Source organism: Muricoccus radiodurans, from assembly GCF_050154705.1.
Taxonomy (GTDB): domain Bacteria; phylum Pseudomonadota; class Alphaproteobacteria; order Acetobacterales; family Acetobacteraceae; genus Roseomonas; species Roseomonas radiodurans.
Map to the genome: position 1 here is coordinate 2,364,250 of NZ_CP189561.1, position 25,448 is coordinate 2,389,697.

The window sequence follows — 25,448 nt, forward strand, 5'->3', positions numbered from 1 at the left end:
CGTCACCGCAGCCGCGTCCCCTCGGTGATCAGCGGCCCGAGGCTCATGCTGCCGCGCAGCTCATAGCCGTAATCCAGGTTGTCGCGGCGGGCGAAGACGAGCAGCGTCTCGAACAGGGGCACGCCGCAGACATTCTCCACCAGGATGCGCTGCGCCTCGGCCCAGAGCCGCTTCTGCTCCTCCTGATCCGTGCTGACGCGCGCCCGGTCAATCTGGCTGTCCGCCTGATTGCAGTGGGAGAAGTTCGTCACCGCCGTCGGCGTACCGACGATGGAGCGGCCGTGCCAGAACTGGGAGAGGTAGATATCCGCCACCGGGAAGCGCGCCGCGGAGTAGTAGACCAGCGGCGACAGGTTCTGGCGCACCTGCTGGTGGAAGGTCGCGTGCTCCACCACCTGCAGGTCCAGCGTGATCCCGGCGCGACGAAGCTGCTGCTGCACCACCTGCATGGCGCTCAGCATCTCCGGCAACTGGGTGTGGATGGCGCGGATGGTAATGCCGTTCGGATGCCCGGCCTCGGCCAGCAGGGCGCGGGCGCGGGCGGGGTCGTGCGGCAGCAGCCCGTTGTCGGCCGTGAAGCCGAGATAGCCGCGCGGCACGAGGCTCTGCCCCTCGCGCGAGACGTTCTCGCCGCGCCAGCGCACCAGCTCCGCCCGGTTCACCGCATGGGCCAGGGCGCGCCGGATGCGGATGTCGTTGAAGGGCGGCATGGAGGTGTTGAGATTGAGGATGGCCAGCTCACCCGGCTCGAACACATCCACGATCGTGTTCGGGATCGCGCGCGTGCGGTTCTGCCAGGTCTGGTCGGAGCGGCCGTAGTTCAGGTCCAGCTCCCGGGCCTGGAAGGCCAGGTCGCGCGACGCGTCGGACGGGATGAAGCGGTAGGAGATGCGGCCGATCTGCGGCGTGCCGCGGAAGTAACCGGCATGAGCAACGAGTTCGGCCGACTGGTTCGGCGTGACGCGGTCCACCGCGAAGGGGCCGGTGCCGATCGGGTTGCGGGTGAAGTCCGTCCCCCGCTCCTCCACCGCGCGGCGGCTGACGATGTAGCCGCCCGAATAGGCGGTCAGCAGGCCGAGCAGGGAGGGCACGTTCTCCCGCAGGCGGATGCGGACGGTGCGCGGGTCCACCGCCTCGACGGATTCCATGGCGCGGAAATCGGCGGAGAAGGCGGAGGTCTGTGCGTTGGCCGCCTTCCGGAGGGAGAAGACGACGTCGTCCGCCGTCAGCTCCCCGTAATTCCCGTGGAAGCGCACCCCCTGGCGCAGGCGGAAGGTCCACTCCTTGCCGTCCGGACTGCTCTCCCAGGACTCGGCGAGGTCGGGTTCGATCTGCGCGGGATCGATGGTGCCGGGGCGGAAGCGCACCAGACCGTTGAACAACCAGGCGACCAGCACGCGGTCTGGCGTGGAGACGGCGAAGTGCGGATCGATGCGCCCGATATCCTGCGCGGCCATGCCGACGCGCAGCGTGGGACCGGTTTGGGCCACGGCGCCCCCGGCCATCAGCGCGAAGGCGCCGGCCAGAAGGGCTGTCCTGAATCGCATCGGTGCTCTCCTCACTCGGGCGGCGTCTTCCAGACGTCCTCGGGCGCATCCTGGCGTGCGAAGCGGCCGATGTCGAAACCTTCCAGGGGCGTTTCCGTCCCCCCGTCCAGAACAAGCTCCGACAGCACGGCGCCGACCACGGGGCCGAGCATGAAGCCATGACCGGAGAAGCCGAAGCCGTGGATCAGCCCCGGCGTGGTCCGGGACCGGCAGAGCACCGGCAGGTCATCCGGCGTCTCGCCATCGATTCCCGACCAGGTGCGGATGATCATGGCGCCGGCGAGCTGCGGCAGGATCTCGATGGCGCGCTGCATCGCGTTGAAGGTCGGCGCCGGCAGGGGACGGGACACCGGCACGGCCGCATCGCTCTCCCCGCGGCCGCCGCCGAAGATGACGTTGCCGCGGCGGATCTGGCGCAGGTACACGTTGCCGCCCACCACGCCGAGGCTGTGGGGACAGAAGTAGGGAAGCGGCTCTGTCACCATCATGTTGGGGGACAGGGGCGCGATCGGCACGGGCTCGCCGAAGGCCGCGGCCACCTGGCCACCCCAGAAGCCGGCGGTGTTCAGCAGGATCGGCGCCGTGAAGGTCTCGCCCGCCGCCTCCAGCACGAAGCCGTCCCCCTGTCGTGCCATGGCGGTGACGGGGTGGCGTTCCAGCACCGTCGCGCCCGCCTCCCGCGCCGCATGGGCGAAGGCGGGGGCGAGCAGGCGGGGATTGGCGGCCCCGTCCTCCTCCAGAAGGGAGCCTGCGACGACGCAGTCCGCGAAGTAGGGATGATCCGCGCGAATCGCGTTCCGGCCGATCATCCGGGGATGCAGGCCGTAGCCCGCCGCCATCTCGTTCCAGCGAAGGAGCTCGGCCTCCTCCGCCGCGGAGCGGGCGAGCTTCAGATGGCCGGTCACCTCGAACTCGGCGTCGGTGCCGACCAGCTCCTTCATCCGGCCCCACATCTCGCGGCAGCGGATCGCGAGGGGAAGCTCGGCGGGATGGCGGCCCTGCTGGCGCACGCCGCCGTGGTTCACGCCGCTGGCCTGGCTTCCGATCAGGCCGCGCTCCAGCAGAATGACCTTCGCGCCCCGTCGCGCCAGATGCAGCGCGGCCGATGCGCCCGCACCACCACCGCCGACAATGAGGACATCGGCCGAGCGGCTCACGCGGAAACCTCGGCCAGCGGGGCGACCGGGATCGGCTTCACGGGCGGCTGCCCGCGCAGGCGGCCGACCTGCTCGACGGAACAGCCGAGCGCCGCGGCCAGGACCTCCGCGCCGGCCGGGCCGCAGACGCGGCCCTGGCAGCGCCCCATCCCGACGCGCGAATACGCCTTGGCGCGGTTGACCTCGGGCGCGGCGCCGAAGGCGCCCGCCTCGTCGGCCGCGGCGCGCAACTCCCCAGCGGTGACGTTCTCGCAGCGGCAGAGGATCGTGTCGTCCGCCATGCCGGCGGCCAGGGCCGACGGAAACGGAAAGGCGGCCTCCAGCGCGGCGCGAAAGCGGGCCTGGACCGCGAGGGCGCGGTCGAGACGGGCGGCTTCGGCGGCGTCCACGGGCTGGCCGTGATCCGCCAGCAGCGCGAGGGCGGCGCGCGCACCGGCCAGTTCCGCCACGTCGGCGCCGCCGATCCGGCTGCCATCGCCGGCCAGGAGGATGCCCTTCCGCGGCGTGCGGCCCGCGGCGTCGCGCGCGGGCACCCAGTTGTGGCCCACGGCGTCGAAGTGGAAGGGAATGCCGGCGAGGTCGGCGAGTTGCGCCTCCGGCTTCAGGTTCCAGCCCATGGCCACGGCGTCGCAGGAGATCGCATGGTCGCCGCCAGCGGCATCGGTCAGCCGTAGGGCGGTGACGGCATCGCCGCCCTCGATAGCGCGGGGCGTCGCCCCCTCGAAGACCGAGACGCCGGCCGCCCGCAGGCGGGCGATGTAGTAGAGGCCCTTGAGGAAGGTCGCGGCGCTGCCGATCAGCCCCGGCGCGGCGCGGAGCTTCGTCGCGAAGGGCGTGGTGTCCAGCACCGCCGCGACCTCCGCACCCGCCTTGGCGTACTGGTAGGCGCAGAGCCAGAGCAGCGGCCCTGTGCCGACGAAGGCGACGCGGCGCCCGATCGCGACGCCCTGCGTCTTCAGCGAGACCTGCGCACCGCCGAGCGTGGTCACGCCCGGGATCGTCCAGCCGGGGATCGGGATCACCCGGTCCATCGCCCCGGTGCAGAGGATGGCGGCATCGAAGGACACGGCTTCCCGCACCGTGCCGGCGTGGAGCGTGTCCAGCCGGTTCTCCGTGCGGGCGATGTTCCAGACGAGGGTGTCCGGCCGCCAGTCGCAACGGTCCCGCAGCGCGTCGCCGATGGCGTGCAGCGCCTCGGCCCGGCGCGCCTCGAAGCCGTAAAGGTCGCGACCGGTGCGGGCGAAGCCACCGGGCGGACGCTGGTAGATGCGGCCGCCGGGCTGCGGCCCCTCCTCGATCCAGATCGGGCGCAGACCGGCGGCGACGAGGCGCTCCACCGCGCGGACACCGGCCGGGCCGGCACCGACGACCACGACCCTCATCGGCGGGTGACGGCCATGCCGTCCTCGGCCAGCGTGGTGCAGGCGCGGCGCGTGCCGAGGCCCGCGATCGACACCCAGCAATCCTGGCACGCCCCCATGAGGCAGAAGCCCGCGCGCGGCCCGTCGCCGAACTCGCTCGTGCGCAGGTGGTTCAGCCCGGCGGTCAGGATCGCGGTCAGCAGCGTGTCACCGCGCTTCGCCGCGATGGCCGCGCCGTCCACGGTGATGGCGATGGCCGGGCGATCCTGGTCCAGCAGCCGGACCGCTCTCATGAGAGGGGCGTCACAGCAGGGGTTCCAGCCGCCAGTTCACCAGCACCTCGCCGACAGTGGCGGTGTTGGGTAGCCGCAGCACCGTCTCGGCAAGGGCCGCCAGGTCCTCCGGTCGCGACATGGCGGCGCGGTCCACGTGCTTCACGTGGGACGTCATGTCCGTGTCCACGAAGCCCGGGCAGAGGGCGGTGGCGCGGATGCCGTGTTCCCAGCCCTGGCGCCGGATCGCCTGGGTCAGCGCGATCACCGAGAACTTGGACAGGGCATAGCCCGTATTATCATTCGCCACCCGCTTGCCGGAGAGCGAGGCGAGGTTCACCACCCTCCCCTCCCCGCCCGCGACGAGGTGCGGCCAGGCCAGGCGCGTCAGCCGCATCGGGGCTTTCACGTTGACGCGCCACATGGCGTCGTGCGCCTCCTCGTCCTCATCGAGGAAATTGGCCTTCGGGTTGATGCCGGCGGCGTTCACCAGCGCGTCCACGCGGCCGTGCCGTGCGACTGTCTCCGCCACCCAGGCCGCGGCGAGCTCGGCACTCTCTGCCTCGTAGCGATGCACGGACAGCCCGTCGCGCGCCGGCAGGCTGGAGACGTCCCGCACGCCAGCGGAGACGGTGTAGCCGACCTCCAGCAGCCGCTCGAGGATGGCGCGCCCGATGCCGCGGGATGCGCCGGAGATCATCGCGACCCGGCCGCTGGGATCAAGCATGGCGGGGATCAAGCATGGGCCTTCTCCATGACATGGCAACGGACAGAGTGGTCCGGTGCGATGGGCGCCAGGTGCTGCGGCTCGTCGCAGCCCTCCTGGCGCAGCGGGCAGCGGGCGGCGAAGCGGCAGCCGCGGGGCATCGCGTCCAGCGGCGGCACGCGTCCCGGGATGGCCGCCAGCTCCTGATCGGCCCGGTCCAGGCGCGGGATCGCGGCGAAGAGCGCGCGGGTATAGGGATGCGCGGGGTCGGCGAAGACGGCGCCGACCGGCGCCTCCTCCACCACCTGGCCCGCGTACATCACGGCCACCCGGTCCGCGATCTGCGCCACCACGCCCATGTTGTGGGTGATGAAGACCACCGCCATGCCGTGACGGCGCTTCAGGTCGTCGAGCAGGCCGAGCACCTGCGCCTGGATCGTCACGTCCAGCGCCGTGGTCGGCTCGTCCGCCAGCAGCACGGCCGGATCGCAGGCCAGCGCCACCGCGATCATCACCCGCTGCCTCATGCCGCCGGAGAACTGGTGCGGATACTCGCGCAGGCGCTGCGCGGCGGAGGGGATCTTCACCTCCTCGAACAACATCCGCGCCCGGTCCAGCGCCGCCTTCCGCGACAGGCCGCGATGGATGCGCAGCACCTCCGCCACCTGGTCGCCCACGGTCATCACGGGGTTCAGGGACGTCATCGGCTCCTGGAACACCATGCCGATGCGGTCGCCGCGGAGCTTCTCCTTCTCGCGCTCCGGCAGGGCGGCGATGTCCGTGCCGTCCAGGCGGATGGCGCCGCCCGCCACGCGCCCGCCCGGCGCCTGGACGAGGCCCATGATGGACAGCGCCGTCACGCTCTTGCCGCAGCCGCTCTCCCCCACCACGGCCAAGGTCTCGTTGCGCGCCACGCGTAGGGAAACGTTGTCCACGGCCGGGTACCAGGCGCCGTTGATGCGGAACTCCGTTCGAAGCCCCTCCACCTCCAGGGCGGCGCGTTCCATCACCTCGCTCATGCGGCCCCACTCATGCTGCGACGGCTTGCGAGAAACGTGCCTGCGTGAAGGGTCCGATCGGCAGGTTGGTGCCGCCCCGCGCCATCAGCTCCGCCACCGCGCGCCCGGCGGCGGGGGCGAGCTGGAAGCCGTGGCCGGAATAGCCGAAGGAGTGGAACAGCCCGGGCAGGGTCGCGCTCTCCCCAATGACCGGAATCTGGTCGGGCGGCATCGCCTCGATCCCGCACCAGCTCCGGACCATCTTCACGCCGCGCATGATCGGGAAGAGTTCCGTCGCGACGACCGCCGCCTTGGCCAGGCTGGCGAAGAGGACGGTGCTCGTCTCCATCGCGATGTCGTTGCGGCCCTGATGGCCGCCGCCGATTACCACCGTGCCCGCGGCGGACTGCTTGAAGGACAGCGCCCGTCCCATGGCGCCGACGGTCGGGGCGCAGAAGGGCTCTACCCGCTCCGTCACGATCATCATGCTCGCCTTCGCCTTGCCCGGAACCTTTTCCCCGACGCTCTCGGCCAGGGCGAAGGCCCAGGCGCCGGCGCAATTGGCGACGCGCTCCGCCTCCATCGGGCCGGCATCCGTGTCCACGCGGACGCCACCGCCGGGCGCGCGGTCCAGGCCCTTCACCGCGATGCCCTCCCGCAGGTCCACGCCGGCCTCTACGCAGGCGCGGCGGAAGGCCATGACTGTGCGCATGGGATCGGCCGCGCCGTCGTCCCGCGTCGCCAGCGCACCCATCGCGTGCGGCGCGACCGCAGGGATCAGGCGCCGCAGCTCATCGCGGTCCACGACCTCCTCATGCGTCCAGCCGAGGGCGCGGACCTCGGCCACACGGGCCTCGGCCTTCTTCAGGTCCGCCTCGTTCTCCGCCACCTTGAACTGACCGTTGGCGACGAAGCCGCAATCGTCGCCGACCAGCCCCTTGATATCCGCCCACATCTCGGCGGAGGCGACAGACAGGCCGATCTCCCGGACATCGCGTCCCATCCGCCGCACGCCGCCGGCGTTGATGCCGCTGGAATGTCGGCCGACATGGCGGCGCTCCAGCAGCGTGACCGACCAGCCCATCCGCGCGAGGTGCAGCGCGGTGGACATGCCGTGCAGCCCCCCGCCGATGACGATGGCCCGGCTCATGACGCGAGCGAGGCGAGTTCGCCGAGGGTCAGCGGCTTCGTCGGGAAACGGGTGCGGAGCGGCTCGACCTCGTCCGGCGGCACGCCGCGCTCCGCCGCGATCACGGCGTGGATGGCGGGGCCGCAGACGCGGCCCTGGCAGGGCCCCATGCCCGCGCGGGTGAAGGCCTTCAGCTGGTTGGTGCCAAGGCAGCCCAGCGCCACCGCGTCCCGCACCTTGCCGGCCGTCACCTCCTCGCAGCGGCAGAGGATTGTCGTGTCCTCGATCTCATAGGCGGAGCGCGGCGGGAAGGCGGCGTCCAGCACGGGACGGACCGCGAGACGGCGCATCAGCTGCAGCCGCGCCGGTTCCGCCAGCGCGTCGCGCCCGGCGGTATCCAGCCTGCCCATAGCGCACGCGGCCTCCAGCGCCGCGAGCCGGCCCGACAGCGCGGCGGCGGCCGCGCCGGCAATGCCGCCACCATCGCCCGCCACCATCACGCCGGGAATCGTCGTGTTGCCCCAGGCGTCCAGCACCGGCTTCCAGCAACGCTGCACCGAATCCCATTCATGGCGACAGCCATGGATGGCCCGGGTGATCTGCGTGTTCGGCACGACGCCGTCATGCAGCAGAAGAAGGTCGGCGGAGCGCTGGACGTTGTCGAAGATCACGAACTCCAGCTTGCCATTGCCCTTTGCCGCGATCTCCTTCGCGCGGATGACCGGCGTGCCGGAACGCCGGACCTCGTTCTGCCAGCGCAGGCCCTTCAGCAACTCGTCCCGCCCCTGCCAGGCGGCGGCCAGATGCGGCGCCAGGCGGCGCGCGATGCCATACGGCGAAAGGTCGATGATCCCCGCTAGATGCCCACCCTTGCGGATCACCTGCACGGCGTAGAGCCACATCAGCGGCCCCTGCCCGGCCATCCAGACCTTGCCTTCGGGCACCAGCCCGGCGGTCTTCATCGCGATCTGCGCGGCGCCGACGCCCATCACCCCCGGCAGCGTCCAGCCGGGGATCGGCACGGGCCGCTCGGTCGCGCCGGCGGCCAGGATGATGCGGCCGGCGATGGCGCTGTGCGCGGCCCCGTTCTCGCTCCAGAAGGCGCGCTCGCCATCCTCCACGGCCCAGAGGGTGGCGCGGTGGCGGATCTGCGCGCCGCTACTGGCGAAGGCGGCGAGCAGCGCCTTGCCCTCGGCATCCTGCTCGTCCAGCGCATCGCGGCGATGCAGGGCGCGATAGACCTGCCCGCCGGGCGACGGCCCCTCATCCAGCAGAAGGACGGACAGGCCCTGTTCCCGCCCCGCCACCGCCGCCGCCATGCCCGCCGGCCCGGCGCCGAGGATCAGCAGGTCCACGCGATCGGTCACGGCGCGGACTCCTCGATCATCTCCAGGCTGCGCGGCCCGCGCTGCGGCGCGGCATGCAGCCCGTCCTTCACCGTCACCATGCAGGCCTGGACGTTCGCCTCGCCCTCCACCTCCACAAGGCAATCGTAGCAGGCCCCCATCAGGCAGAGCGGCCCGCGCGGCGTGCGGGACACGGCGGTGTCGCGGAACTGCGTGATGCCTGCGGCGAGCAAGGCGGCCGCCAGCGGCTCCCCGGCGCGCGCGGGGATCGCGCGGCCATCCCACTCGATGGTGCAGTCGGTCGGCTCAGTTCGCCGGAACATGGAAACGCCTTGGATGGAGGGTGGCGACGTCGTCGGGCAGCCGGCCGTCCAGGATACCCCGGGCCAATGGCCCGGCATGGACGGCGGCCAGCGTCACGGCGGAATGGCAGACGGCGACGAAGGCGCCGGGATGGGTGGGACTCTCGGCATAGGCGGGGAAGCCGTCCGGCGTCATCGGGCGCAGCGCGCCCCAGCTCCGCACGATCCGCGCTCTGGCGATCGGCGGCAGCACGCGGACGGCCCGCGCCGCCATGCGGGCGAGGTCGGTGCTGCGCGTGATCGGGTCGTAGGTGCCGTCATCCTCGTTCGTCACACCGATCTGGATCGTGCCGTCCGTCGTCTGTCGGATCGCGCTGGCGGGCAGAGGCAGGATCGGGGCCAGCCGCTCCGTGACCAAGTTCTGGCCCCGCACCGGCCGCACCGGCACGTCCAGCCCGACCTGAGCCGCGAGCTTCGGCGTGCCGAGGCCGCCGGCGATGACGATCTTCGCCGCGCGCACGCTGCTGCCGTCGGCGCGATGCACCTTGTAGCCGCCCGCGATCGGCTCGATGGTCGTGATGGAGGCGCCGTTCAGCATCGCGCCGCCCGCGAGCAGGAACCCGGCCTTAAAGCCGCGCAGAAGGGTCAGCGGATCGGCATGGCCGTCCGCTGGTTGATAGCTCGCGCCCGTGACCTCCGGGCCCAGCGGGCAGGCGGGCATCAGCTCCTGCAACCCGCGCCGATCCAGCATGACCAGCCCCGGCTGGCCCTGGTTGTGCAGGCGCTGCACCTTTTCCTGGCGGTCCGCGAACTCCGCCTCGCCGAGGCAGAAAGCGAGGCCGCCCTCCGCGCGATAGCCGGAGTCCCGGCCCGCCAGGACGCTGATCCGCTCCGCCAGCGCGGGCCATAGGGACAGGCTGCGCCGGGTCCAGGCGGCATAGGCCGGCATCCCGTCGCCCTTCCCCTGGCTCCAGACAAGGCCGAAATTGCCGCGCGCGGCCCGCAGCGCGACATCGCCCTCATCGATCACGGCCACGCGCGCCCCGCCCTCGGCGCAGCCGAAGGCGATGGCGGAGCCGAGCATTCCCCCGCCGAGCACGGCGATGTCGTAGCGATCCGCGTCAGGGCCCATCGCTGGACAGGATGCGGCGGGACGGGCGAGGCTGCAATCCGCCGCGGTTCCGGAGACCATCATGCGCCGCTTCCTCTCTGCCCTGATGATCGCCGCCGCGCCCTTCGTCGCGCAGGCGCAAACCCTTCGCGTCGGCGTCATCGGGCAGGACGCCGGGACCCTTGATCCGCACCGCGCCTCGGCCAGCCAGGACAAGGGCACGGTGGGCTGGATGTACAACGGCCTCATGCGCTTCCCGCCCGGCTCGGCCGATCCGGCGCGGCTGGAACCCGACCTGGCCGAGCGCTACGAGCGATCCGCCGACGGCCTGACCTACAGCTTCGTCCTGCGCCAGGGCGTCACGTTCCACGACGGCTCGCCGCTGGAGGCGGAGGACGTCGCATTCTCCCTTCGCCGCGCCGCCGACGCCCGCCGCTCCGCCTTCTCCGGCGACCAGGGTGCGATCGAGAGCATCGAGGTGATCTCCCCGCGCGAGCTGCGCGTGCGGCTGCGCACCCTCGTGCCCGGCGCGCTCGGCCTCTTCGCGGACTACCACGGCGGGAACATCGTCTCCCGCCGCGCCGACGAGGGCGGGCAACCACCGGGCACCGGCCCCTTCCGGCTGGAGCGCGTGGGTGGCGGCACCGCGCGGCTCGTCGCCAACGACGCCTACTTCCGCGGCCGCCCGAACCTGCGCGCCATCGACATCCGCTTCATCCTGTCCGATCAGACGCGGGAGCTTGCCTTCACCGCCGGGGAGCTGGACCTGATCGGCGGCCGGCGGGAGCAGCGCTGGGTGGAACGGATGCGCGCCCAGCCGAACACGGTGGTCGACGTCTTCGGCCCCGGCGAGTTCCGCACCGTCCTGATCAACACGCGCTCCGCCCCGCTGGACGACCCGCGCGTGCGCCGCGCGATCCAGCACACCGTGGACGTGCCGGCCATCGTGCGCTTCGTCGGCGCCGACGTCGCGACGATCTGGCCCGGCCCCGTGCCGCCCGGCTACCTCGGCGCCACGGATCAGGTGCCGCGCTTCGCCCCCGACCTGAACCGCGCCCGCGCCCTGCTGACCGAGGCCGGGCACCCCAACGGCATCACGCTGCGCGCCGTCGTCTCTTCCATCTCCGCCCAGCTGCCGATCATGGAGGTGATCCAGGCCCAGCTCCGCCGCGCCAACATCCGGCTGGAGATGAACGTGGTGGAGCACACCACCTATCACCAGCAGATCCGGCAGGACCTGTCGCAGCTCACCTTCTACGGCGCCGCACGCTATCCTGTGGCGGACAGCTATCTCTCCGCCTTCTATCACTCGGACTCCTCACCCGGCCGACCGACGGCGAGCCTCAACTTCGCCCACTGCGCCGCCGCCGATGCCGAGATCACCGGGGCCCGAACCGAAGCGGACGAGGCCCGGCAGATTGCCCTCTGGCGCACCGCCCAGGCGAAGGTGATCGAGGCCGGGTGCAGCATTCCTCTCTTCGACCTGCGCCAGGTCTGGGTCCGCCGTGCCAACCTCGACCTCGGCTACCGGCTGGAGGGCGCGCTGAACCTCGCGCCCCCGATCACGGAAGCGACGCGGCTGCGCTAGCGCCGCCCCTTCCATCCCCGGCCCGGGGAGGGTGTAGGCTGCGCGCCCTCCCGAGGAGTCCCACCATGGACCGCCAGCCCGACGCCCCGCCTGCCGACGAGATGATCTCCCCACCCCTGTTCGAGCGACTGGGACGCCGGGGTTTCGTCGGATCCGTAGGCGCCGGCGCCGGCTACACCCTCGCGGCCGGGCCGGTGATGGCGCAGACCATCGTCACCACGCCGACCGACGGGCTGGTGGCGGGCGACGTGCAGATCCCGGCCGGCGACCGCGCCATCCCCGGCTACCGCGCCCGGCCTGCCAGCGGGCGGGACTGGCCCGTGGTGATCGTGTGCCAGGAGATCTTCGGCCTGCACGAGTACATCAAGGACGTCGCCCGCCGCCTTGCGCGGGAGGGCTACCTGGCCATCGCGCCGGACTACTACGTCCGCCAGGGCGACCCGTCCCGCGCGCCCGACGTGCCGGCCGCCGCGGCGATCGCCATGCAGAAACCGGACGACGAGCTGTTCCGAGACCTGGACGCCACCGCCGCCTGGGCCGTGACCGACGGCGGCAGCGCGGACAGGCTGGGCATCACCGGCTTCTGCCGCGGCGGGCGGAATGTCTGGGCCTATGCTGCCCACAACCCGCGGCTGAAGGCCGGCGTCGCCTGGTACGGCCCCGTCGCCGGCACGCCGAACGCGCTGACGCCGCGCGTTCCGCTGGACATGGTGGCGGATATCAAGTGCCCGATCCTCGGCCTCTACGGACAGGAGGACACGGGCATTCCGGTCGAGGGCCTGCGCCGCATGGAGACGGCGATGCGGGAAGCCGGCAAGCGCTTCACCCTCGTGATCTACCCCGGGGCCCCGCACGGCTTCCACGCGGATTATCGGCCGAGCTACCGCGCCGAGCAGGCCCAGGCGGGGTGGCGGCTGATGCTGGAGTTCTTCCGCGGCAACGGCATGGGCTGACGCCGCAACCCGCGGGCGGATGCATCACCGCGCATCCGCCCGGCGGCCGCTACATCGGCTTGTTGTGGTTCACCATCCAGGGCGTGCCGAAGCGGTCCACGAGCATGCCGAAGCGGTAGGCCCAGAAGGTCTCCTGGATCGGCATCCTCACCGTGGCCCCCTCGGCCAGCGCGGCGAAGATGCGCTCCGCCTCGGCGCTGTCGTCCACCATGATGGAGACGGAGAAGCCGCCCACCGTCTCCTGCATGCCCGGCGGGGCGTCGCAGCCCATGATGCTCTGGCCACCGGCGGTCAGGCAGGCGTGCATGATCTTCCCCTGCCACTCCTCGCCGAATTGGCTGGCCATCGGGCTCTCCCCGAAGCGGAACTTCACGACGGTGCCGCCGAGGACCGAGGCGTAGAAGTCGAAGGCGGCCTCGCAGTCGCCCCTGAAGTTCAGGTAGGTGTTGAACTGCATCGTGCTTCCCCTCCGGGTCCCTCACCCGGCCGGGGCAGCCTGCCACAGGCTTGGGCGGCGCGCTGCCGCGGCGTGCTGCCGAAGCAGAACGGTCATTCCTTCCCAACCAGGAACCGCAGCACCCCCGCCGCCGCCGCACGGCCCGTGGCCAGGCAGGCCTGCAGCAGGTAACCGCCCGTCGGCGCCTCCCAGTCCAGCATCTCGCCGGCCACGAAGACGCCCGGCAGCCGGGTGATCCCGAAATCGTCGCCAACCTCCCCCCAGGCGAGCCCGCCCGCAGAGGAGATGGCGCGGTCGAGCCCCGCGAAGCCGGTGACGGGCAGCGGCAGCGCCTTGATCCGGGCCGCCAGCGCCGCCGCGTCCTCCGGCACCGGCCCGGCCTCCCGCAGCAGCGCGACGGCGACCGGCGGCAGCGAGAGAGTTCGGCGAAGGTGGTTCGACAGGGACTGCCCCCGGCGCGGTGCGGCGAGCCGGGCGGCGCAATCCGGCTCGGTCAGGTCCGGGCGGAGATCGAGGCGCAGGGTCGCGGGCGCCTCTGCCCACAGCGCCGATCGGATCGCCGCGGACAGCGCATAGACCGCACCGCCCTCCAGCCCGCCCCGTGTCACCACCGCCTCGCCCCGCACCCGCGCGTCGCCGACCGCCAGGGCTATGCGCTTCAGCGGCGCCCCGGCGTGGCGGTCGCGCAGGTGACCGGACCAGGGGACCAGCACGCCGGCATTGGACGGGGCGAAGGGCAGCACCCGAAGGCCCCGCGCCGCCAGGATCGGGGCCCAGCCCCCATCCGAGCCGAGCCGCGGCCAGGACGCGCCGCCCAGGGCCAGGATGGCCGCATCGGGATGCGCGCGCTGGCCATCACCGAAGAAGAGCGCGCCTGCCTCGTCCCAGCCAGTCCAGGTCGCGCGGGTCTCCAGCCGGACACCGGTCGCGTCGAGGCGGCGCAGCCAAGCGCGCAGCAGCGGCGCGGCCTTCATCGCGGCGGGAAAGACGCGGCCCGAGGAGCCGACGAAGGTCTCCTGACCCAGCCCGTGGCACCAATCGCGCAGCGCATTCGGCGGGAAGGCGCGGATCGCCGGCTCCAGCCGCCCGCGCGCGGGGCCGTAGCGGTCCAGGAACCGCTCCAGCGGCTCCGAATGGGTGAGGTTCAGCCCACCCCGCCCGGCGATGAGGAACTTGCGGGCCGGCGAGGGCATCCGGTCGTAGATCGTGGCCGCGATGCCCACCGCGCCCAGCACCTCCGCGGCCGCCAGCCCGGCGGGGCCGGCGCCGAGGATGGCGACCGTCCGGCGCGTCGAGGTCACGCCGGCCAGGAAGGGATCAGCCCTCGCGCTCCACCAGCAGCTTCTTGATCTGGCCGATCGCGGCCGCCGGGTTCAGACCCTTCGGGCAGGTGCGGGCGCAATTCATGATGGTGTGGCAGCGGTAGAGGCGGAACGGGTCCTGCAGGTTGTCCAGCCGCTCCCCCGTGTATTCATCCCGGGAGTCCGCGATCCAGCGATAGGCCTGCAGCAGCACCGCCGGCCCGAGGTAGCGGTCGCCGTTCCACCAGTAGGAGGGGCAGGAGGTCGTGCAGCAGAAGCACAGGATGCACTCCCACAGCCCATCGAGCTTCGAGCGCTCCTCCTTCGACTGAAGGCGCTCGCCATCCGGCGGTGGCGGGGTGTCGGACTTCAGCCAGGGCTCGATCTCGCGAAGCTGGGCGTAGACCTGGGACAGGTCGGGCACCAGGTCCTTCACCACGGGCATGTGCGGCAGCGGGTTGATCCGCACCTCGCCCGCCACGTCCTCGATCGGCTTGAGGCAGGCGAGCGTGTTCAGCCCGTCGATGTTCATCGAGCAGGAGCCGCAGATGCCCTCGCGGCAGGAGCGCCGGAAGGTGAGCGACGTGTCCACCTCGTTCTTGATCTTGATCAGCGCGTCCAGAACCATCGGCCCGCACTTGTCGAGATCGATCTCGTAGGTGTCCATCCGCGGGTTCTCCCCCGTGTCGGGGTCCCAGCGGTAGATCTTGAAGGCGCGGACATTCGTCGCGCCGGCTTCGGCCTTGAAGGTCTGGCCGGTGCTGATGCGGCTGTTCGCCGGCAGCGTGAAGGTTGCCATGGGTTCGGGCGGTCCTAGTAAACGCGCGCCTTGGGCGGGAAGACCTGCACCTCGTTCGTGAGGGTCCGCATCTTCACGTCCCGGTAGTCGAGCCGCGTGCGGTACTGGTCATCCACCCAGGCCAGCGTGTGCTTCATCCAGTTCTGGTCGTCGCGCTCGGGGAAGTCCTCATGCGCGTGGGCGCCGCGGGACTCGTGCCGGGCCTCGGCGCCGACCACGGTGGTCAGCGCGTTGCCGATCAGATTGTCCAGCTCCATCGCCTCCATCAGGTCGCTGTTCCAGATCAGCGAGCGGTCGGCGATGCGGATGTCGGCGTAGCCGGCCGCCACCTTCTCCATCTTCTCCACCCCCTCCTTCAGCAGATCGGAGGTGCGGAAGACGGCGGCGTGGTTCTGCATCGTGCGCTGCATGTTCACGCGCAGTTCGGCGACGGAGGTACCGCCCTTGGCGTGCCGAACGCGATCTAGCCGGGCCAGCGCCTTGTCGCCGGCATCGCTCGGCAGCGGGGCCTGGGACGCGCCGGGGCGGATCGTCTCCTTCGCCCGATGCGCCGCGGCGCGCCCGAAGACGACGAGGTCGAGCAGCGAGTTCGTGCCGAGCCGGTTGGCCCCGTGGACGGAGACGCAGGCCGCCTCGCCCACCGCCATCAGGCCGGGCACCGTCGCATCCTGGTCGGTCGCGGTCGGGCGCAGCACCTCGCAGTGGATGTTCGTGGGGATGCCGCCCATGTTGTAGTGGACGGTCGGGAGCATCGGGATCGGCTCCTTCGTCACGTCCACGCCGGCGAAGATCTTCGCCGTCTCGGAGATGCCGGGCAGCCGCTCGTGCAGCAGCTCGGCGCCGAGGTGCTCCAGGTGCAGATGGATGTGATCCTTGTGCGGGCCGACGCCGCGGCCCTCGCGGATCTCCATCGACATGGCGCGCGACACGACGTCGCGGGACGCCAGGTCCTTCGCCGTCGGCGCGTAGCGCTCCATGAAGCGCTCGCCCTCGGAGTTCGTCAGGTAGCCACCCTCGCCGCGCGCGCCTTCGGTCACAAGGCAGCCGGAGCCGTAGATGCCGGTCGGGTGGAACTGGACGAACTCGTTGTCCTGCAGCGGCAAGCCGGCGCGCAGCACCATCCCGCCGCCGTCGCCGGTGCAGGTGTGGGCGGAGGTGCAGGAGAAATAGGCACGACCGTAGCCACCCGTCGCCATGACCGTCGTCTGGGCGCGGAAGCGGTGGATGGAGCCGTCCTCCAGGCACCAGGCGAGCACGCCGCGGCAGGCGCCTTCCTCGTCCATGATCAGGTCGAGGGCGAAGTACTCCACGAAGAACTCGCAATTATGTTTCAGCGACTGCTGGTACAGCGTGTGCAGGATCGCGTGGCCCGTGCGGTCCGCGGCGGCGCAGGCGCGCATGGCGGGCGTCTTGCCGTAGTTCTGCATGTGGCCGCCGAAGGGCCGCTGGTAGATCTTGCCGTCTTCGGTGCGGGAGAACGGGACGCCGTAGTGCTCCAGCTCGATGATCGCCGGGATCGCCTCGCGGCACATGTACTCGATGGCGTCCTGGTCGCCGAGCCAGTCCGACCCCTTCACGGTGTCGTACATGTGCCAGCGCCAGTCATCCTCGCCCATGTTGCCGAGCGCGGCGCCGACGCCGCCCTGGGCGGCGACGGTGTGGGAGCGGGTGGGGAAGACCTTCGTGATGCAGGCCGTCTTCAGGCCGGCGGCGCCCATGCCGAAGGTGGCGCGCAACCCCGCGCCGCCGGCGCCGACCACCACCACGTCATAGGTGTGGTCCACGATGCGATAGGAACCGCCGTTCAGGCCGGGGCGCGGGGGCGGGCTCATGGCGTTCATGGGGTTCTGTTCCTCTGCGCGGCGCTCAGGCCGCGAACCGCGCCACGGCCAGGCGCAGGACGGAGATGATGCTGAGCAGGCCGAGCAGGGCGCAGAGGCCCTTGATGGCCAGGGAGGCGAGCAGCGCGGCGCTCTCGGGACGGATATAGTCCTCGATGATCACCTGGAAACCGCTGGCGGTGTGCTGGAAGCCGATCGCGATCCAGAGGATCAGCAGCGTGGCGTTGAAGGGATGGCCGATCCAGGCCGCGACCACCGGCCAGGGGTCTCCGGCATGCCCGGCCACCCCGAAGGCGAGCCAGATCGTCAGCGGCAGCAGCGCCATGGAGGTGACGCGCTGCATCCACCAGTGATGCGTCCCGCCCTTGGCCGACCCCAGGCCGCGCACGCGGCCCAGCGGGGTCTGCAGGTTCATGGGCTCCAGGTGCTCGCTCATGCGGCGCGGCTCCTCAGCTGGCCCAGGCGATGATGGCGACGATCCAGGTCAGCGCGGTCATCACGCCGGTCGCGATCACCGTCATCCAGCCGGTGCGGTAGGTGGTCGGGATGTCGTAGCCGTAGCCGGCATCCCAGATCAGGTGCCGGACGCCGGCGATGGTGTGATACCAGGCCACGGCGGTCAGCCCGAACAGGATCAGGACCCCGAGGAAGGACCCCATGAACCACTGCACATGGGCGTAGGCGGCCGGGCCGGCAGCGGCGGCGACGAGCCACCACACGACGAAGAGCAGCCCCACGCCCCAGGCCGCGCCGGTGGCGCGGTTCAGGATGGAGAGCAGCGAGGTCATCTGCAGCATGTCGTAGACCTGCAGATGCGGGGAGAGCGGGCGGCGAACGATGGTGCCGTCGGAACGGCGGCCGACGAAGGTGGCCTCGCGCCGGTCGTGTGTCTGGGCCATGCGGCGTCCTGCGAGATACGCGCGATCTGCCGCGGTGCGGCAAAGGGGCTGCCGCTTTTATGGTCGGCTTCCGCGCAGCGTCAATGCGTTGCGCCGCGCGAAGGGCCCTTCCGCGTCAACCTGAGAACCAGTTGCATTTCCGATGGACGGCCTCCCAACCCATCGCGTCGAGCCCCGCCTCAGCGGCGGCGGGCGGAAGGGGCCTGATGGGCTCGGTCGGGCGGCTGGCGACCGAGACCTGCCGGTCCGCCGTGCCGTCCGTCGGCAGCTCGAGGTAGCAGAACTGGTTCGCCGGCCCACGGTCGCCGCTGCTCGCGAATCGCCAGCCCGTGACCACGCTCATGCCCGGCTCGTGCGCCACGCGGTGGAACAGGACGTAGTTGGTGACGACCGGAGCGCCACCTTCCGCCGGATTCGGGGTCGGCGGCTGGGTCATCCAGGCCGCGAAGGGATTCGCCCGGCCGCCGTCCGGCGCAGGCTGCCACGTCAGGGCCGACAGTGCGGAGAGCAGGCCGAAGAGCAGCAGCACCGCGGCGGCCACCCGGATCGCACGGGCCAGCAGCCGTCGCCAGAGGGGCCTCGGAGGCGGCCGGTCCAGCCCCAGGCGCTGCCGGATCGCCGCATTGTAGAGGGACCAGTCCTCATCCAGGTCCCGCCGCCCCGGGATCACGCCGGGGCGCCCGCATTCTCCCGCCGGATCCGGGCCACCTCCGCCTCGGTCGCGTCGAGCGGGAGATAGACGATCTTCAGCCGGTCCACCGGGACCTCCCGCACCACCTCCCGCACCCGGCGGTGGGCGCGTCGGCGGCGGGAGAGGATCCAGGCCCGCAGGGCGTTGCGCAGCACCGGCCGCCGCGGGCGGGGCGGCACCGGCGCCCCCGGCGCGGCCCGGGCGGCATCCGCCGGGGCCACCCGGCGCGGCTGCTGGGCGGCATAGTGCAGCACGGCCACCACCGTGCCGATCAGCGCCACGATGGCCGAGAGCGAGACAACGAAAAGCTTTTTCACCCTCTCCACCTGCGAGGACTCATCCCCGCCGAGCAGGACATGGGAGAGGCGGTGCACCTGCGAGCGGGACACGAGCTCCGCCCGGGCCCGGTCCAGCACCGCCCGGTCCTCGTTGATCGTGACGAGGCTCGCGCGCGCCTCCTCGGACTGGGAACGCAGGCCGTCCAGCCGCCCCTGCGCCTCGCGCAGCCGGGCCTCGCGCCCCTCGATCTCCGCGTCGCGGCGGGCGCGGGCGCTGCCGGCATCGGCGCGCGCCTCCTCCTGCCGGCGGCGGAACTCCTCCCGCAGCGCCGCGTCCTGGGTGGCCAGGGCCGCGGCCTGGGTGGCGTAGCGCGTCTCGATCACCCGCAGGCCGCAGATCGGCAGCTGCCCGTCCACCCGGCGGTTGCAGCGCGCGCGCTCGGCCGCCAGTTCGGCGTCCCGGCGCGCGTCCAGCGACCGCCGGTCGGCCGCCAGACGATCCCGGTCCGCGGCGATGCCGGCGGTGCTGCCCTCCTGCCGCGCGTCCTCCACATCGTCGCGGGCCTGGGCGCGGGCGGCGGCGATCTCCGCGCGATAGGCGGCCATCCCCTGCGCCATCTCCGCCTGCTGCGCCGCCAGGCCGTCCAGCCGCGTGCGGACAGCGTCCCGCTGCACCGCGTTGTTCAGCAGCCGCTGCTCCGCCTGCTGGATCAGGGTGAGGCGCTCGTTGAAGCCGCGCTCGAAGCCGAAGACGAAGTTCTCGAAGGTGGCGGTGGTCACGGCCACCAGGGCCACCACCGCCAGGACCTTCCAGCCCCAGTGATGGACCCGGAAGTAGAGCGCGACGAGCGGGATCTTCGTCAGCTCGATCGCCGCCAGCGCCAGGAAGGGCATGGTGGCGATGACCAGGGCCAGGGGCCCGCTGCCGCTGCCCTCGAACCCCGCATAAACCGCCAGCACGAGGCCCATGCCGACGGCCAGGACCTCGAGCGTCCAGGCGAAGACGAGCGCCTTGCTCCGGGCCGGCGCATCCCGGCGCGCGAAGCCTTCGGCCCGCTCGAAACGCGACGTCAGTGCCCCTGCCGACATTCCTGCCCCTCGGACTCCCTTTCGCGCGGCGCGCCACCGCGCGGAACGGACCCGGGCACGGCCACATCGGGCGAAGCTAGTCGCTCGCCCCGGGAACGAACACCGAAAACTGGGTGACGGAGCGTGACAGAGGCCGGAACCGCATCACCCCGCCGGGCATGAGACCCCGGCGTGGACCCGCCTCACGGCGCGAGCGCGCCGCGCCGGACCAGCTCCTCCGCGATCTGCACGGCGTTGAGCGCCCCGCCCTTGCGGAGGTTGTCCGCCGCGCACCAGAGGGCCAGCCCGTTCGGCACGGTGGGGTCCCGGCGCAGGCGGGAGACGAAGACCGGATCCTCCCCGGCGGTCTCGATCGGCGTGATGTAGCCACCATCGTCGCGGCGATCGAGCAGCGTCAGGCCCGGCGCCTCCCGCAGCGCCTCACGCGCCTCGGCCTCCTCGATCGGACGGGCGAAGGCGGCGTGGATGGCCACCGCCTGGCCGATGAAGACCGGCACCCGCACGCAGGTCGCGATGGTCGGGGCGCCCAGAAGCTCCTCCAGCTCCTCCGTCAGCGCCGCCTCCTCCTCGGTCGTGCCGTCCTCGTTGAAGGCGCCGACCTGGGGGAAGAGGTTGAAGGCGATGGGCTTCGGGAACTCCTCGGGCGGTGGGGATTCGTTGACGTAGACGGCGCGGGTCTGGGCGAAGAGCTCGTCCATCGCCGCCCGCCCCACGGAGGAGACGGGCTGGTAGGTCACCGCCACGATCCGGGTCAGCCCCGCCAGGTCGTGCAGCGGCTTCAGCGCCATGGCGACGAGGATGGCTCCCGGTCCCGGGCTGGCGAGGATGCGGTCCTCCAGCGCGGCGCCAATCGCGCCGGGATTCACCTCCGGGACGATCGGCGTGGCGGGGGCGGAGCCGGTCGTGTCCACCACCAGCGCGCCCGCCGCCGCGGCGCGGCCGGCCAGGGAGGCGGCCGCGGGCGTGCCGGAGGCGATGAAGAGAAGGTCCGTCCCACCGAGTTCGTGGCGGTCGAGGGACTCCACCCGCAGGTTCTGCTCCCCGTAGGAGAGGCTGCCGCCGACCGCGCGGCCGGAGCCGAGCGCCACCACCCGCTCCGCGGGAAAGGCCCGCTCGGCGAGCGTCTTGACGATCTCCCGCCCGATGGTGCCGGCGGCGCCCGCCACCGCGACCCGAATGCCCATTCTCATCCTTTCCGCCCGGCCTGAAGGCGGGCGCCGGCAGATAGGGGCCGGGTCGCCGGGGCACAAGGCGCCTTGCGTCCGAACGGGATGGTGGTCAGATCGGCGGCGTGCTGCACCTCATCAAGCTCTCGGTCGGCCCGAAGGACGTGGAGGAGTTGGCGCGCTTCCAGGCGCGGCGCCTGAAGGACCACGGCCGCCTCTGGCACGACACCCGGATGATGCCGAAGCGCGCGGCGGAAATCCTGGAGGGAGGCTCGATCTACTGGATCGTCGCCGGGGTGCTGCAGGTGCGGCAGCGCATCATGGCCATCGAGCCGGTGAAGCGCCCCGACGGCACGGCCGCCACCCACCTGATCCTGGAACCGCCCCTGGTCGCCGTGCAGGCCCGGCCGATGAAGCCCTTCCAGGGCTGGCGATACCTCGCGGCCGATTCCGCCCCGCCCGACCTGGGTGCGGGCGTGGCGAAGGCGGTGGGCCTGGACAAGCTTCCACCGAAGCTGCGGCGGGAGTTGATGGCGCTGGGGCTGGTCTGATCCGCCCCCGGCGACGGGGACGAGCGACAGCGGTCCTTCTCCCTCCCGAAGCCGTCCGGGAAGTGGATCAGGCCACTACTTCGGGTTGGCCGCCGGGCCCGTGCGCGGCGCGTTCGGCGCCGGATTGCCCGGCGCCGCGGCCGGTCCCGTGGCGCCCCGCCGGCCCTCCTGGCCCGGCCGGGCCACCGTGACCGGTTGCCCGCTGCCGGTGAAGGTCATGGCCGTCACCATGCCGTTTCCATCCGTCGCGCGGCAGGTGGCGCGGTGCCAGGTCTGGCCATCGGTAGACACGCTGATCTCGCAGCTTCCCGTGACCGTCTTCGCGGCCGTCTGGCCGTTGATCGAGGTGTGCATCCGCGTGAGGTCGAGGATGTACTGCTCCGGCCGCGGCTGACGGTCGCTGTCGGCCTGGAAGCCGATCGTGACGCCCTGCCCGGACTGGACCGAGACCAGCACGCTGCCATTCGTGTGGTGGACGTAGACGAGGCCGCTCGTGCAGGGCCGGGACTGGCCGTCCACCGTCATCTCGCACCGGCCGGGCGCGCCGATCACCAGCCTTGGCATCACCGCCCCGGCACCCGGCTGGGCCGGGGCCCGGGGCTGGGCCTCCGCGGCGGAGGCGAGGGCGAGACCGGCGAGGGCAATGAAGGGGGCAAAGCGCATCCTGTTCTCCTGGCTGGTCACGGACGCGGGTCCAGTGACGCCCGGCAGAACGTCCCGTTCCCTCGCCGGCTCCGCCCAGGCTCCGCACAGCTCCGCGAGATCGGGCCAATTCAAGGCTTTCACCTCATCCCCCGCCTGTCGGGGCGGGGCCGCGCCCCCACCTGCTACCGCGGGCTGAAACGGGAGGCATGGCAGCGCCGCATGATCGACGAGGTGGTGGACACCCTCCGGTGCCTGAGCGACTGCGGCTCCTGCGGGCGCTCGACGCGCTGGTACGGAAGGACCCGGCCGGTCCGGATCCTTCTCATCACCCACCGGATCCTGCGGCGGCTCTGCATCCTGCTCGGCCTCGCGGGCCTCGTCCTGCTGGCCTCGAAGGAGGCGCCCTGGCCGGGCGCCGTGATGATCGGGATCGCGGTGGCGATTCCGGTCATCACCGTCCTGATCGAGTTCCACCTGATCGGCCGCGGTCTGATGACCACCGGCCCGGTCACCTGGCCGCCGCGCGACGGCACCTCCCGCGCGGTGCCGGGCGTGGAGCGCGCTAGCGCGGCACCCCCGCCGCCGCGATCCGATCCAGCGCCTCCTCGATCTCCGCCTCCCCCGCCGTGACGCTCATCCGCAGATGGCCGGCCCCGGCCTCCCCGAAGGCGGAACCGGGGATGGTGGCGACGTCCAGTTCCTCCAGCCAGCGGGCGGCGACCATCCGGTCATCGGTCCCGATGTGCGGGAACAGGTAGAAGCTCGCATCCGGCGCCGTGCAGGCAATGCCGGGAATGGCGTTCAGCCGCTGCGCGACCCGGAGCTGCTTCCGCCGGAAGGTCTCGCGATAGCCCGGCACCAGCTCGTCATAGAGGGACAGCGCCACGGCGCCCGCCGCCTGGATGAAGCCGGGCAGGCAGTAGACGGAGTGCTGCATGAAGCGGATCACCGTCTTCGCCAGCCCCGGCGGCATGGCGAGGTAGCCGAGCCGCCACCCCGTCATGCCGAAGGTCTTGGAGAAGCTGTCCACCACGAAGGTCCGCGCCCGCCCCTCCGGCGTGCCGTGCGGCATCGGAAAGGCCGGCGCGTGGACGAGGTCCGAATAGACCTGGTCGAAGACGATCCAGAGGTCGTGCCGCTCCGCGATCTCGGTCACCGCGTCCATGTCCGCCTGCGACAGGGTGCGCCCCGTCGGGTTCACCGGCGAGTTCAGCACGATCGCCACCGTGCGCGGCGTGACGAGCGACGCGAGCCGCTCCGGGTCGATCCGGTCGAGCATGGGCAGCGCCACCGGCACCCCGCCGCAGAGGCGGACGCAGGGCTCGTAGCTCACCCAGCCCGGGGCGGGGATGATCACCTCGTCCCCGGCCTGCACCGTCGCCATCAACGCCGTCAGGAGGGCGAACTTGCCGCCGGGGGTCACCAACACGTCGCCGGCCTCCCGCGCGATCCCGGTGCGGCCCGTCTCGCGCGCCGCGATCGCCTCCCGCAGCGCCGGCGTGCCGGGGGCGGGGGCGTAGCGCGTGTCGCCGGCGAGCATGCCGCGATGCGCCGCCTCGATGATGCGGGGATCCGTCGGGATGCCGGGATCGCCGCTGTTCAGCGCCAGGATGCGGCGGCCGGCGGCGCGCGCGGCGCGCACCTTCTCCGTCATCTCGACAGTGGCCGAGGGGCGGAGCTGCGCGACGCGCTCCGCAAGGTTACGGGCCATGGTCAGCGCCCCTCTCTAGAGCCGCAGGTTCGCGCGGGCGACGACGTCGCGGTACTTCGCCAACTCGTTCGCCAGGAAGGCGGCGGTGGTGGCGGGCGTGCTGTCCGACACCGCGTCGATGCCGGCGACCGACAGCCGCTCGATCACCGTCGGCTCCTTCAGGGACTCGTTCGCGGCGGCGTTCAGGCGCGACACCACCTCCCCCGGCATCCCGCGCGGGCCGCAGAGGGCATTCCAGGTGGAGGTCTCGAAGCCCGGCAGGCCCGATTCGTCCATCGTCGGCACATCGGGGAAGAGCGGATGGCGCGCCTTGGTCGAGACGGCGAGCGCCCGGAACTGCCGGTCCTGCAGCGCCGAGGTGAAGGAGCCCATGGACTCCCAGGCATATTCCAGCTCGTTCTTCACCAGCGCCTCCACCAGCGCGGAGCCGCCGCGATAGGGCACCTGCTCCGTCTGCAGCCCGCCGGCCATGACGTTCATCAGCTCCCCGGTCAGGTGGCCGATGCCGCCCGCGCCGGAATTGCCCCAGGACGCCCCGCCCGGCCGTGCGCGCAGCGACTCGATCAGCCCCCGCACATCCCGGTGCGGGGAGGCGTTCGGCACGGCCAGGATCAGCGGCGACTGGCCGAGGATCGCGATCGCCGTGAAGTCCGCCGCCGCGTCATAGGGGGTGGTGGCGGGCTGCGTCGCCGGCACGGTCGCGTGGGTGGAGGGGGTGGCGAGAAGCAGGCTATGCCCGTCCGGTGGCTGGCGGCGGACATACTCGCTGCCGATCGCCCCGCCGGCGCCGCCGCGGTTCTCCACCACGATGCGCGCCTGGGCGCCGAGCCGCGGCGCCATCCGGTCCGCCAGCAGCCGCGCCAGGAGATCCGCGGAGCCACCAGCCAGGAACGGCACGGTCCAGGAGATGGGACGGCTCGGCCAGGCGGCCCCCTGCGCGAGGGCGCGTGCACAGGGCATGGCGGCCAGCGTGGCCAAGAGGGGTCGGCGAGGGATCAAGAGGCGACTCCGGCGCGGCGGAAAGGGGCCGTCGGGGTTGCCGTGGGTGCGGCCTGACCCGCGAGGGCGCATGGGCCGGGTCAGTCTGGCGTTGGATGCCGGGGGTGGGAAGCCCGGGCGGCCTCTTGCTCGACCCGGGGCTTGTCCCTCAACGACCCGCCGGAGAGGGGATTTTCGGCGGGGTGGCCGCGCGAGGGGTGCGCGGCCCAGGACCGGGCTTGGCCCGGTGAAGGGGACTTCGGCCGGGCGAAGCCCGGCGAGGTCTCAGTAGCCCGGCGGCTGCTGCGCGGCGCCGAAATGCGCGCTGGCCAGGGCGGCACCGGCGAGGGCGGCGATCTCCCGCAGGGCGGAGAGGGAGAGCGGTACCTGGGTCAGCCCACCATCGGCGGCGCGCAGGTGCAGGGACACGCCGCCCGGCCCCTCGAGCAGGGCGGCGGTGTGGATCGGGGCGATCGTGCGGGAGGAGGTGGCGAGCTGCATTTTGCGGGGGCCTTTTGTCTGTACCGGCTGATGTCCGGTGAGATCATCTTTCGGGGAGTTCGATGAACAGC

Annotated in this window: 27 protein-coding genes; 4 read left to right on the forward strand and 23 right to left on the reverse strand. The window is 72.1% G+C overall.

All coding sequences use genetic code 11. The annotated features are described in order from the left end of the window. Positions 1-2: 2 nt before the first annotated feature. From ACP6CK_RS11570 to ACP6CK_RS11615, 10 genes are read right to left on the reverse strand one after another with little or no spacing between them, the layout of a single operon-like run. Positions 3-1,547 carry an ABC transporter substrate-binding protein gene (locus ACP6CK_RS11570; protein WP_426959081.1) on the reverse strand — a complete coding sequence of 515 codons (1,545 nt, stop codon included), beginning with the start codon at positions 1,545-1,547 and terminating at the stop codon, positions 3-5. A gap of 11 nt (positions 1,548-1,558) precedes the next feature. Further along, positions 1,559-2,704: an NAD(P)/FAD-dependent oxidoreductase gene (locus ACP6CK_RS11575; RefSeq protein ID WP_426959082.1), complete on the reverse strand. Its 1,146-nt coding sequence runs from the start codon at positions 2,702-2,704 to the stop codon at positions 1,559-1,561. After that, entirely contained in the window at positions 2,701-4,086 is a 1,386-nt protein-coding gene (locus tag ACP6CK_RS11580; RefSeq protein ID WP_426959083.1) for an FAD-dependent oxidoreductase, read from the reverse strand. The genes ACP6CK_RS11575 and ACP6CK_RS11580 overlap by 4 nt, the downstream gene beginning before the upstream one ends. Continuing rightward, entirely contained in the window at positions 4,083-4,358 is a 276-nt protein-coding gene (locus tag ACP6CK_RS11585) for a (2Fe-2S)-binding protein (protein WP_426959084.1), read from the reverse strand. The genes ACP6CK_RS11580 and ACP6CK_RS11585 overlap by 4 nt, the downstream gene beginning before the upstream one ends. Before the next feature lie 10 nt (positions 4,359-4,368). Continuing rightward, positions 4,369-5,076, reverse strand: coding sequence for an SDR family NAD(P)-dependent oxidoreductase (locus ACP6CK_RS11590; RefSeq protein WP_426959085.1), 708 nt, complete (start codon positions 5,074-5,076; stop codon positions 4,369-4,371). Continuing rightward, entirely contained in the window at positions 5,073-6,062 is a 990-nt protein-coding gene (locus ACP6CK_RS11595) for an ABC transporter ATP-binding protein (protein WP_426959087.1), read from the reverse strand. Before ACP6CK_RS11595 ends, ACP6CK_RS11590 begins: the two co-directional genes overlap by 4 nt. Before the next feature lie 10 nt (positions 6,063-6,072). Beyond that, the gene (locus ACP6CK_RS11600; RefSeq protein ID WP_426959088.1) at positions 6,073-7,191 is read right to left on the reverse strand and encodes an NAD(P)/FAD-dependent oxidoreductase; all 1,119 of its coding nucleotides are present in this window, start codon (positions 7,189-7,191) and stop codon (positions 6,073-6,075) included. Beyond that, a complete protein-coding gene (locus tag ACP6CK_RS11605) occupies positions 7,188-8,537 on the reverse strand; it encodes an FAD-dependent oxidoreductase (protein WP_426959089.1) in 1,350 nt (449 codons plus the stop codon). Before ACP6CK_RS11605 ends, ACP6CK_RS11600 begins: the two co-directional genes overlap by 4 nt. Next, the gene (locus tag ACP6CK_RS11610; RefSeq protein ID WP_426959090.1) at positions 8,534-8,839 is read right to left on the reverse strand and encodes a (2Fe-2S)-binding protein; all 306 of its coding nucleotides are present in this window, start codon (positions 8,837-8,839) and stop codon (positions 8,534-8,536) included. Before ACP6CK_RS11610 ends, ACP6CK_RS11605 begins: the two co-directional genes overlap by 4 nt. Beyond that, entirely contained in the window at positions 8,823-10,013 is a 1,191-nt protein-coding gene (locus ACP6CK_RS11615; RefSeq protein ID WP_426959092.1) for an NAD(P)/FAD-dependent oxidoreductase, read from the reverse strand. Before ACP6CK_RS11615 ends, ACP6CK_RS11610 begins: the two co-directional genes overlap by 17 nt. On the opposite strand from ACP6CK_RS11615, the gene ACP6CK_RS11620 reads away from it, so the two are divergent. Then, a complete protein-coding gene (locus tag ACP6CK_RS11620) occupies positions 10,012-11,517 on the forward strand; it encodes an ABC transporter substrate-binding protein (protein WP_426959094.1) in 1,506 nt (501 codons plus the stop codon). The two genes, ACP6CK_RS11615 and ACP6CK_RS11620, sit on opposite strands and share 2 nt — an antisense overlap. 65 nt (positions 11,518-11,582) lie before the next feature. After that, on the forward strand, positions 11,583-12,470 hold the full coding sequence (locus tag ACP6CK_RS11625) for a dienelactone hydrolase family protein (protein WP_426959095.1): 888 nt from the start codon (positions 11,583-11,585) through the stop codon (positions 12,468-12,470). A 49-nt stretch (positions 12,471-12,519) separates the two neighbouring features. Here the strand turns inward: ACP6CK_RS11625 and ACP6CK_RS11630 are convergent, their stop codons facing one another. From ACP6CK_RS11630 to ACP6CK_RS11670, 9 genes are all read right to left on the reverse strand, one after another. Next, a complete protein-coding gene (locus ACP6CK_RS11630) occupies positions 12,520-12,927 on the reverse strand; it encodes a VOC family protein (protein ID WP_426959096.1) in 408 nt (135 codons plus the stop codon). A 92-nt stretch (positions 12,928-13,019) separates the two neighbouring features. Then, complete coding sequence (locus tag ACP6CK_RS11635; RefSeq protein WP_426959097.1) at positions 13,020-14,228, reverse strand: TIGR03862 family flavoprotein; 1,209 nt, start codon at positions 14,226-14,228, stop codon at positions 13,020-13,022. Between the two features lie 16 nt (positions 14,229-14,244). After that, positions 14,245-15,027, reverse strand: a complete 783-nt coding sequence (locus ACP6CK_RS11640) for a succinate dehydrogenase iron-sulfur subunit (RefSeq protein WP_426959098.1) — start codon at positions 15,025-15,027, stop codon at positions 14,245-14,247. A gap of 14 nt (positions 15,028-15,041) precedes the next feature. Further along, complete coding sequence (gene sdhA, locus ACP6CK_RS11645) at positions 15,042-16,868, reverse strand: succinate dehydrogenase flavoprotein subunit (protein WP_426959099.1); 1,827 nt, start codon at positions 16,866-16,868, stop codon at positions 15,042-15,044. 25 nt (positions 16,869-16,893) lie between these two features. Next, positions 16,894-17,304 carry a succinate dehydrogenase, hydrophobic membrane anchor protein gene (sdhD, locus tag ACP6CK_RS11650; protein ID WP_426959100.1) on the reverse strand — a complete coding sequence of 137 codons (411 nt, stop codon included), beginning with the start codon at positions 17,302-17,304 and terminating at the stop codon, positions 16,894-16,896. Positions 17,305-17,317: 13 nt separating this feature from the next. Beyond that, positions 17,318-17,767: a succinate dehydrogenase, cytochrome b556 subunit gene (gene sdhC / locus ACP6CK_RS11655; RefSeq protein ID WP_426959102.1), complete on the reverse strand. Its 450-nt coding sequence runs from the start codon at positions 17,765-17,767 to the stop codon at positions 17,318-17,320. Positions 17,768-17,882: 115 nt separating this feature from the next. After that, on the reverse strand, positions 17,883-18,437 hold the full coding sequence (locus ACP6CK_RS11660; protein WP_426959103.1) for a hypothetical protein: 555 nt from the start codon (positions 18,435-18,437) through the stop codon (positions 17,883-17,885). After that, on the reverse strand, positions 18,434-19,825 hold the full coding sequence (locus ACP6CK_RS11665) for a hypothetical protein (protein WP_426959105.1): 1,392 nt from the start codon (positions 19,823-19,825) through the stop codon (positions 18,434-18,436). Before ACP6CK_RS11665 ends, ACP6CK_RS11660 begins: the two co-directional genes overlap by 4 nt. A gap of 182 nt (positions 19,826-20,007) precedes the next feature. After that, entirely contained in the window at positions 20,008-21,009 is a 1,002-nt protein-coding gene (locus tag ACP6CK_RS11670) for an aspartate-semialdehyde dehydrogenase (RefSeq protein WP_426959106.1), read from the reverse strand. Positions 21,010-21,116: 107 nt separating this feature from the next. Here ACP6CK_RS11670 and ACP6CK_RS11675 point away from each other — a divergent pair, with 107 nt between their 5' ends. Further along, positions 21,117-21,542, forward strand: coding sequence for a DUF1489 family protein (locus ACP6CK_RS11675; RefSeq protein ID WP_426959107.1), 426 nt, complete (start codon positions 21,117-21,119; stop codon positions 21,540-21,542). 75 nt (positions 21,543-21,617) lie between these two features. Here the strand turns inward: ACP6CK_RS11675 and ACP6CK_RS11680 are convergent, their stop codons facing one another. Continuing rightward, positions 21,618-22,205 (reverse strand): hypothetical protein, encoded by a 588-nt coding sequence (locus tag ACP6CK_RS11680; protein ID WP_426959108.1) that lies wholly within the window; start codon positions 22,203-22,205, stop codon positions 21,618-21,620. Between the two features lie 201 nt (positions 22,206-22,406). Between ACP6CK_RS11680 and ACP6CK_RS11685 the strand changes: the two genes are divergently transcribed. Further along, entirely contained in the window at positions 22,407-22,817 is a 411-nt protein-coding gene (locus tag ACP6CK_RS11685; protein ID WP_426959109.1) for a hypothetical protein, read from the forward strand. Here the strand turns inward: ACP6CK_RS11685 and ACP6CK_RS11690 are convergent. The 3 genes from ACP6CK_RS11690 to ACP6CK_RS11700 all read right to left on the reverse strand — a co-directional run bounded on the left by ACP6CK_RS11690 (position 22,750) and on the right by ACP6CK_RS11700 (position 25,377). Beyond that, positions 22,750-23,898: a pyridoxal phosphate-dependent aminotransferase gene (locus ACP6CK_RS11690; RefSeq protein WP_426959111.1), complete on the reverse strand. Its 1,149-nt coding sequence runs from the start codon at positions 23,896-23,898 to the stop codon at positions 22,750-22,752. The two genes, ACP6CK_RS11685 and ACP6CK_RS11690, sit on opposite strands and share 68 nt — an antisense overlap. 15 nt (positions 23,899-23,913) lie before the next feature. Then, positions 23,914-24,897: a Bug family tripartite tricarboxylate transporter substrate binding protein gene (locus tag ACP6CK_RS11695; protein ID WP_426959113.1), complete on the reverse strand. Its 984-nt coding sequence runs from the start codon at positions 24,895-24,897 to the stop codon at positions 23,914-23,916. Between the two features lie 264 nt (positions 24,898-25,161). Further along, positions 25,162-25,377, reverse strand: a complete 216-nt coding sequence (locus ACP6CK_RS11700; RefSeq protein ID WP_426959114.1) for a hypothetical protein — start codon at positions 25,375-25,377, stop codon at positions 25,162-25,164. Positions 25,378-25,448: the final 71 nt, after the last annotated feature.

What these genes read in the sequence shown, in the direction of transcription:
- ACP6CK_RS11615 (WP_426959092.1), bottom strand. Translation starts at nt 10,013, where the DNA reads ATGATGGTCTCCGGAACCGCGGCGGATTGCAGCCTCGCCCGTCCCGCC.
- ACP6CK_RS11600 (WP_426959088.1), bottom strand. Translation starts at nt 7,191, where the DNA reads ATGAGCCGGGCCATCGTCATCGGCGGGGGGCTGCACGGCATGTCCACC.
- ACP6CK_RS11685 (WP_426959109.1), top strand. Translation starts at nt 22,407, where the DNA reads ATGATCGACGAGGTGGTGGACACCCTCCGGTGCCTGAGCGACTGCGGC.
- ACP6CK_RS11640 (WP_426959098.1), bottom strand. Translation starts at nt 15,027, where the DNA reads ATGGCAACCTTCACGCTGCCGGCGAACAGCCGCATCAGCACCGGCCAG.
- ACP6CK_RS11580 (WP_426959083.1), bottom strand. Translation starts at nt 4,086, where the DNA reads ATGAGGGTCGTGGTCGTCGGTGCCGGCCCGGCCGGTGTCCGCGCGGTG.
- ACP6CK_RS11700 (WP_426959114.1), bottom strand. Translation starts at nt 25,377, where the DNA reads ATGCAGCTCGCCACCTCCTCCCGCACGATCGCCCCGATCCACACCGCC.
- ACP6CK_RS11595 (WP_426959087.1), bottom strand. Translation starts at nt 6,062, where the DNA reads ATGAGCGAGGTGATGGAACGCGCCGCCCTGGAGGTGGAGGGGCTTCGA.
- ACP6CK_RS11670 (WP_426959106.1), bottom strand. Translation starts at nt 21,009, where the DNA reads ATGGGCATTCGGGTCGCGGTGGCGGGCGCCGCCGGCACCATCGGGCGG.
- ACP6CK_RS11585 (WP_426959084.1), bottom strand. Translation starts at nt 4,358, where the DNA reads ATGAGAGCGGTCCGGCTGCTGGACCAGGATCGCCCGGCCATCGCCATC.
- sdhC (WP_426959102.1), bottom strand. Translation starts at nt 17,767, where the DNA reads ATGGCCCAGACACACGACCGGCGCGAGGCCACCTTCGTCGGCCGCCGT.
- sdhD (WP_426959100.1), bottom strand. Translation starts at nt 17,304, where the DNA reads ATGAGCGAGCACCTGGAGCCCATGAACCTGCAGACCCCGCTGGGCCGC.
- ACP6CK_RS11690 (WP_426959111.1), bottom strand. Translation starts at nt 23,898, where the DNA reads ATGGCCCGTAACCTTGCGGAGCGCGTCGCGCAGCTCCGCCCCTCGGCC.
- sdhA (WP_426959099.1), bottom strand. Translation starts at nt 16,868, where the DNA reads ATGAACGCCATGAGCCCGCCCCCGCGCCCCGGCCTGAACGGCGGTTCC.
- ACP6CK_RS11620 (WP_426959094.1), top strand. Translation starts at nt 10,012, where the DNA reads ATGCGCCGCTTCCTCTCTGCCCTGATGATCGCCGCCGCGCCCTTCGTC.
- ACP6CK_RS11625 (WP_426959095.1), top strand. Translation starts at nt 11,583, where the DNA reads ATGGACCGCCAGCCCGACGCCCCGCCTGCCGACGAGATGATCTCCCCA.
- ACP6CK_RS11665 (WP_426959105.1), bottom strand. Translation starts at nt 19,825, where the DNA reads ATGTCGGCAGGGGCACTGACGTCGCGTTTCGAGCGGGCCGAAGGCTTC.
- ACP6CK_RS11570 (WP_426959081.1), bottom strand. Translation starts at nt 1,547, where the DNA reads ATGCGATTCAGGACAGCCCTTCTGGCCGGCGCCTTCGCGCTGATGGCC.
- ACP6CK_RS11680 (WP_426959108.1), bottom strand. Translation starts at nt 22,205, where the DNA reads ATGCGCTTTGCCCCCTTCATTGCCCTCGCCGGTCTCGCCCTCGCCTCC.
- ACP6CK_RS11610 (WP_426959090.1), bottom strand. Translation starts at nt 8,839, where the DNA reads ATGTTCCGGCGAACTGAGCCGACCGACTGCACCATCGAGTGGGATGGC.
- ACP6CK_RS11630 (WP_426959096.1), bottom strand. Translation starts at nt 12,927, where the DNA reads ATGCAGTTCAACACCTACCTGAACTTCAGGGGCGACTGCGAGGCCGCC.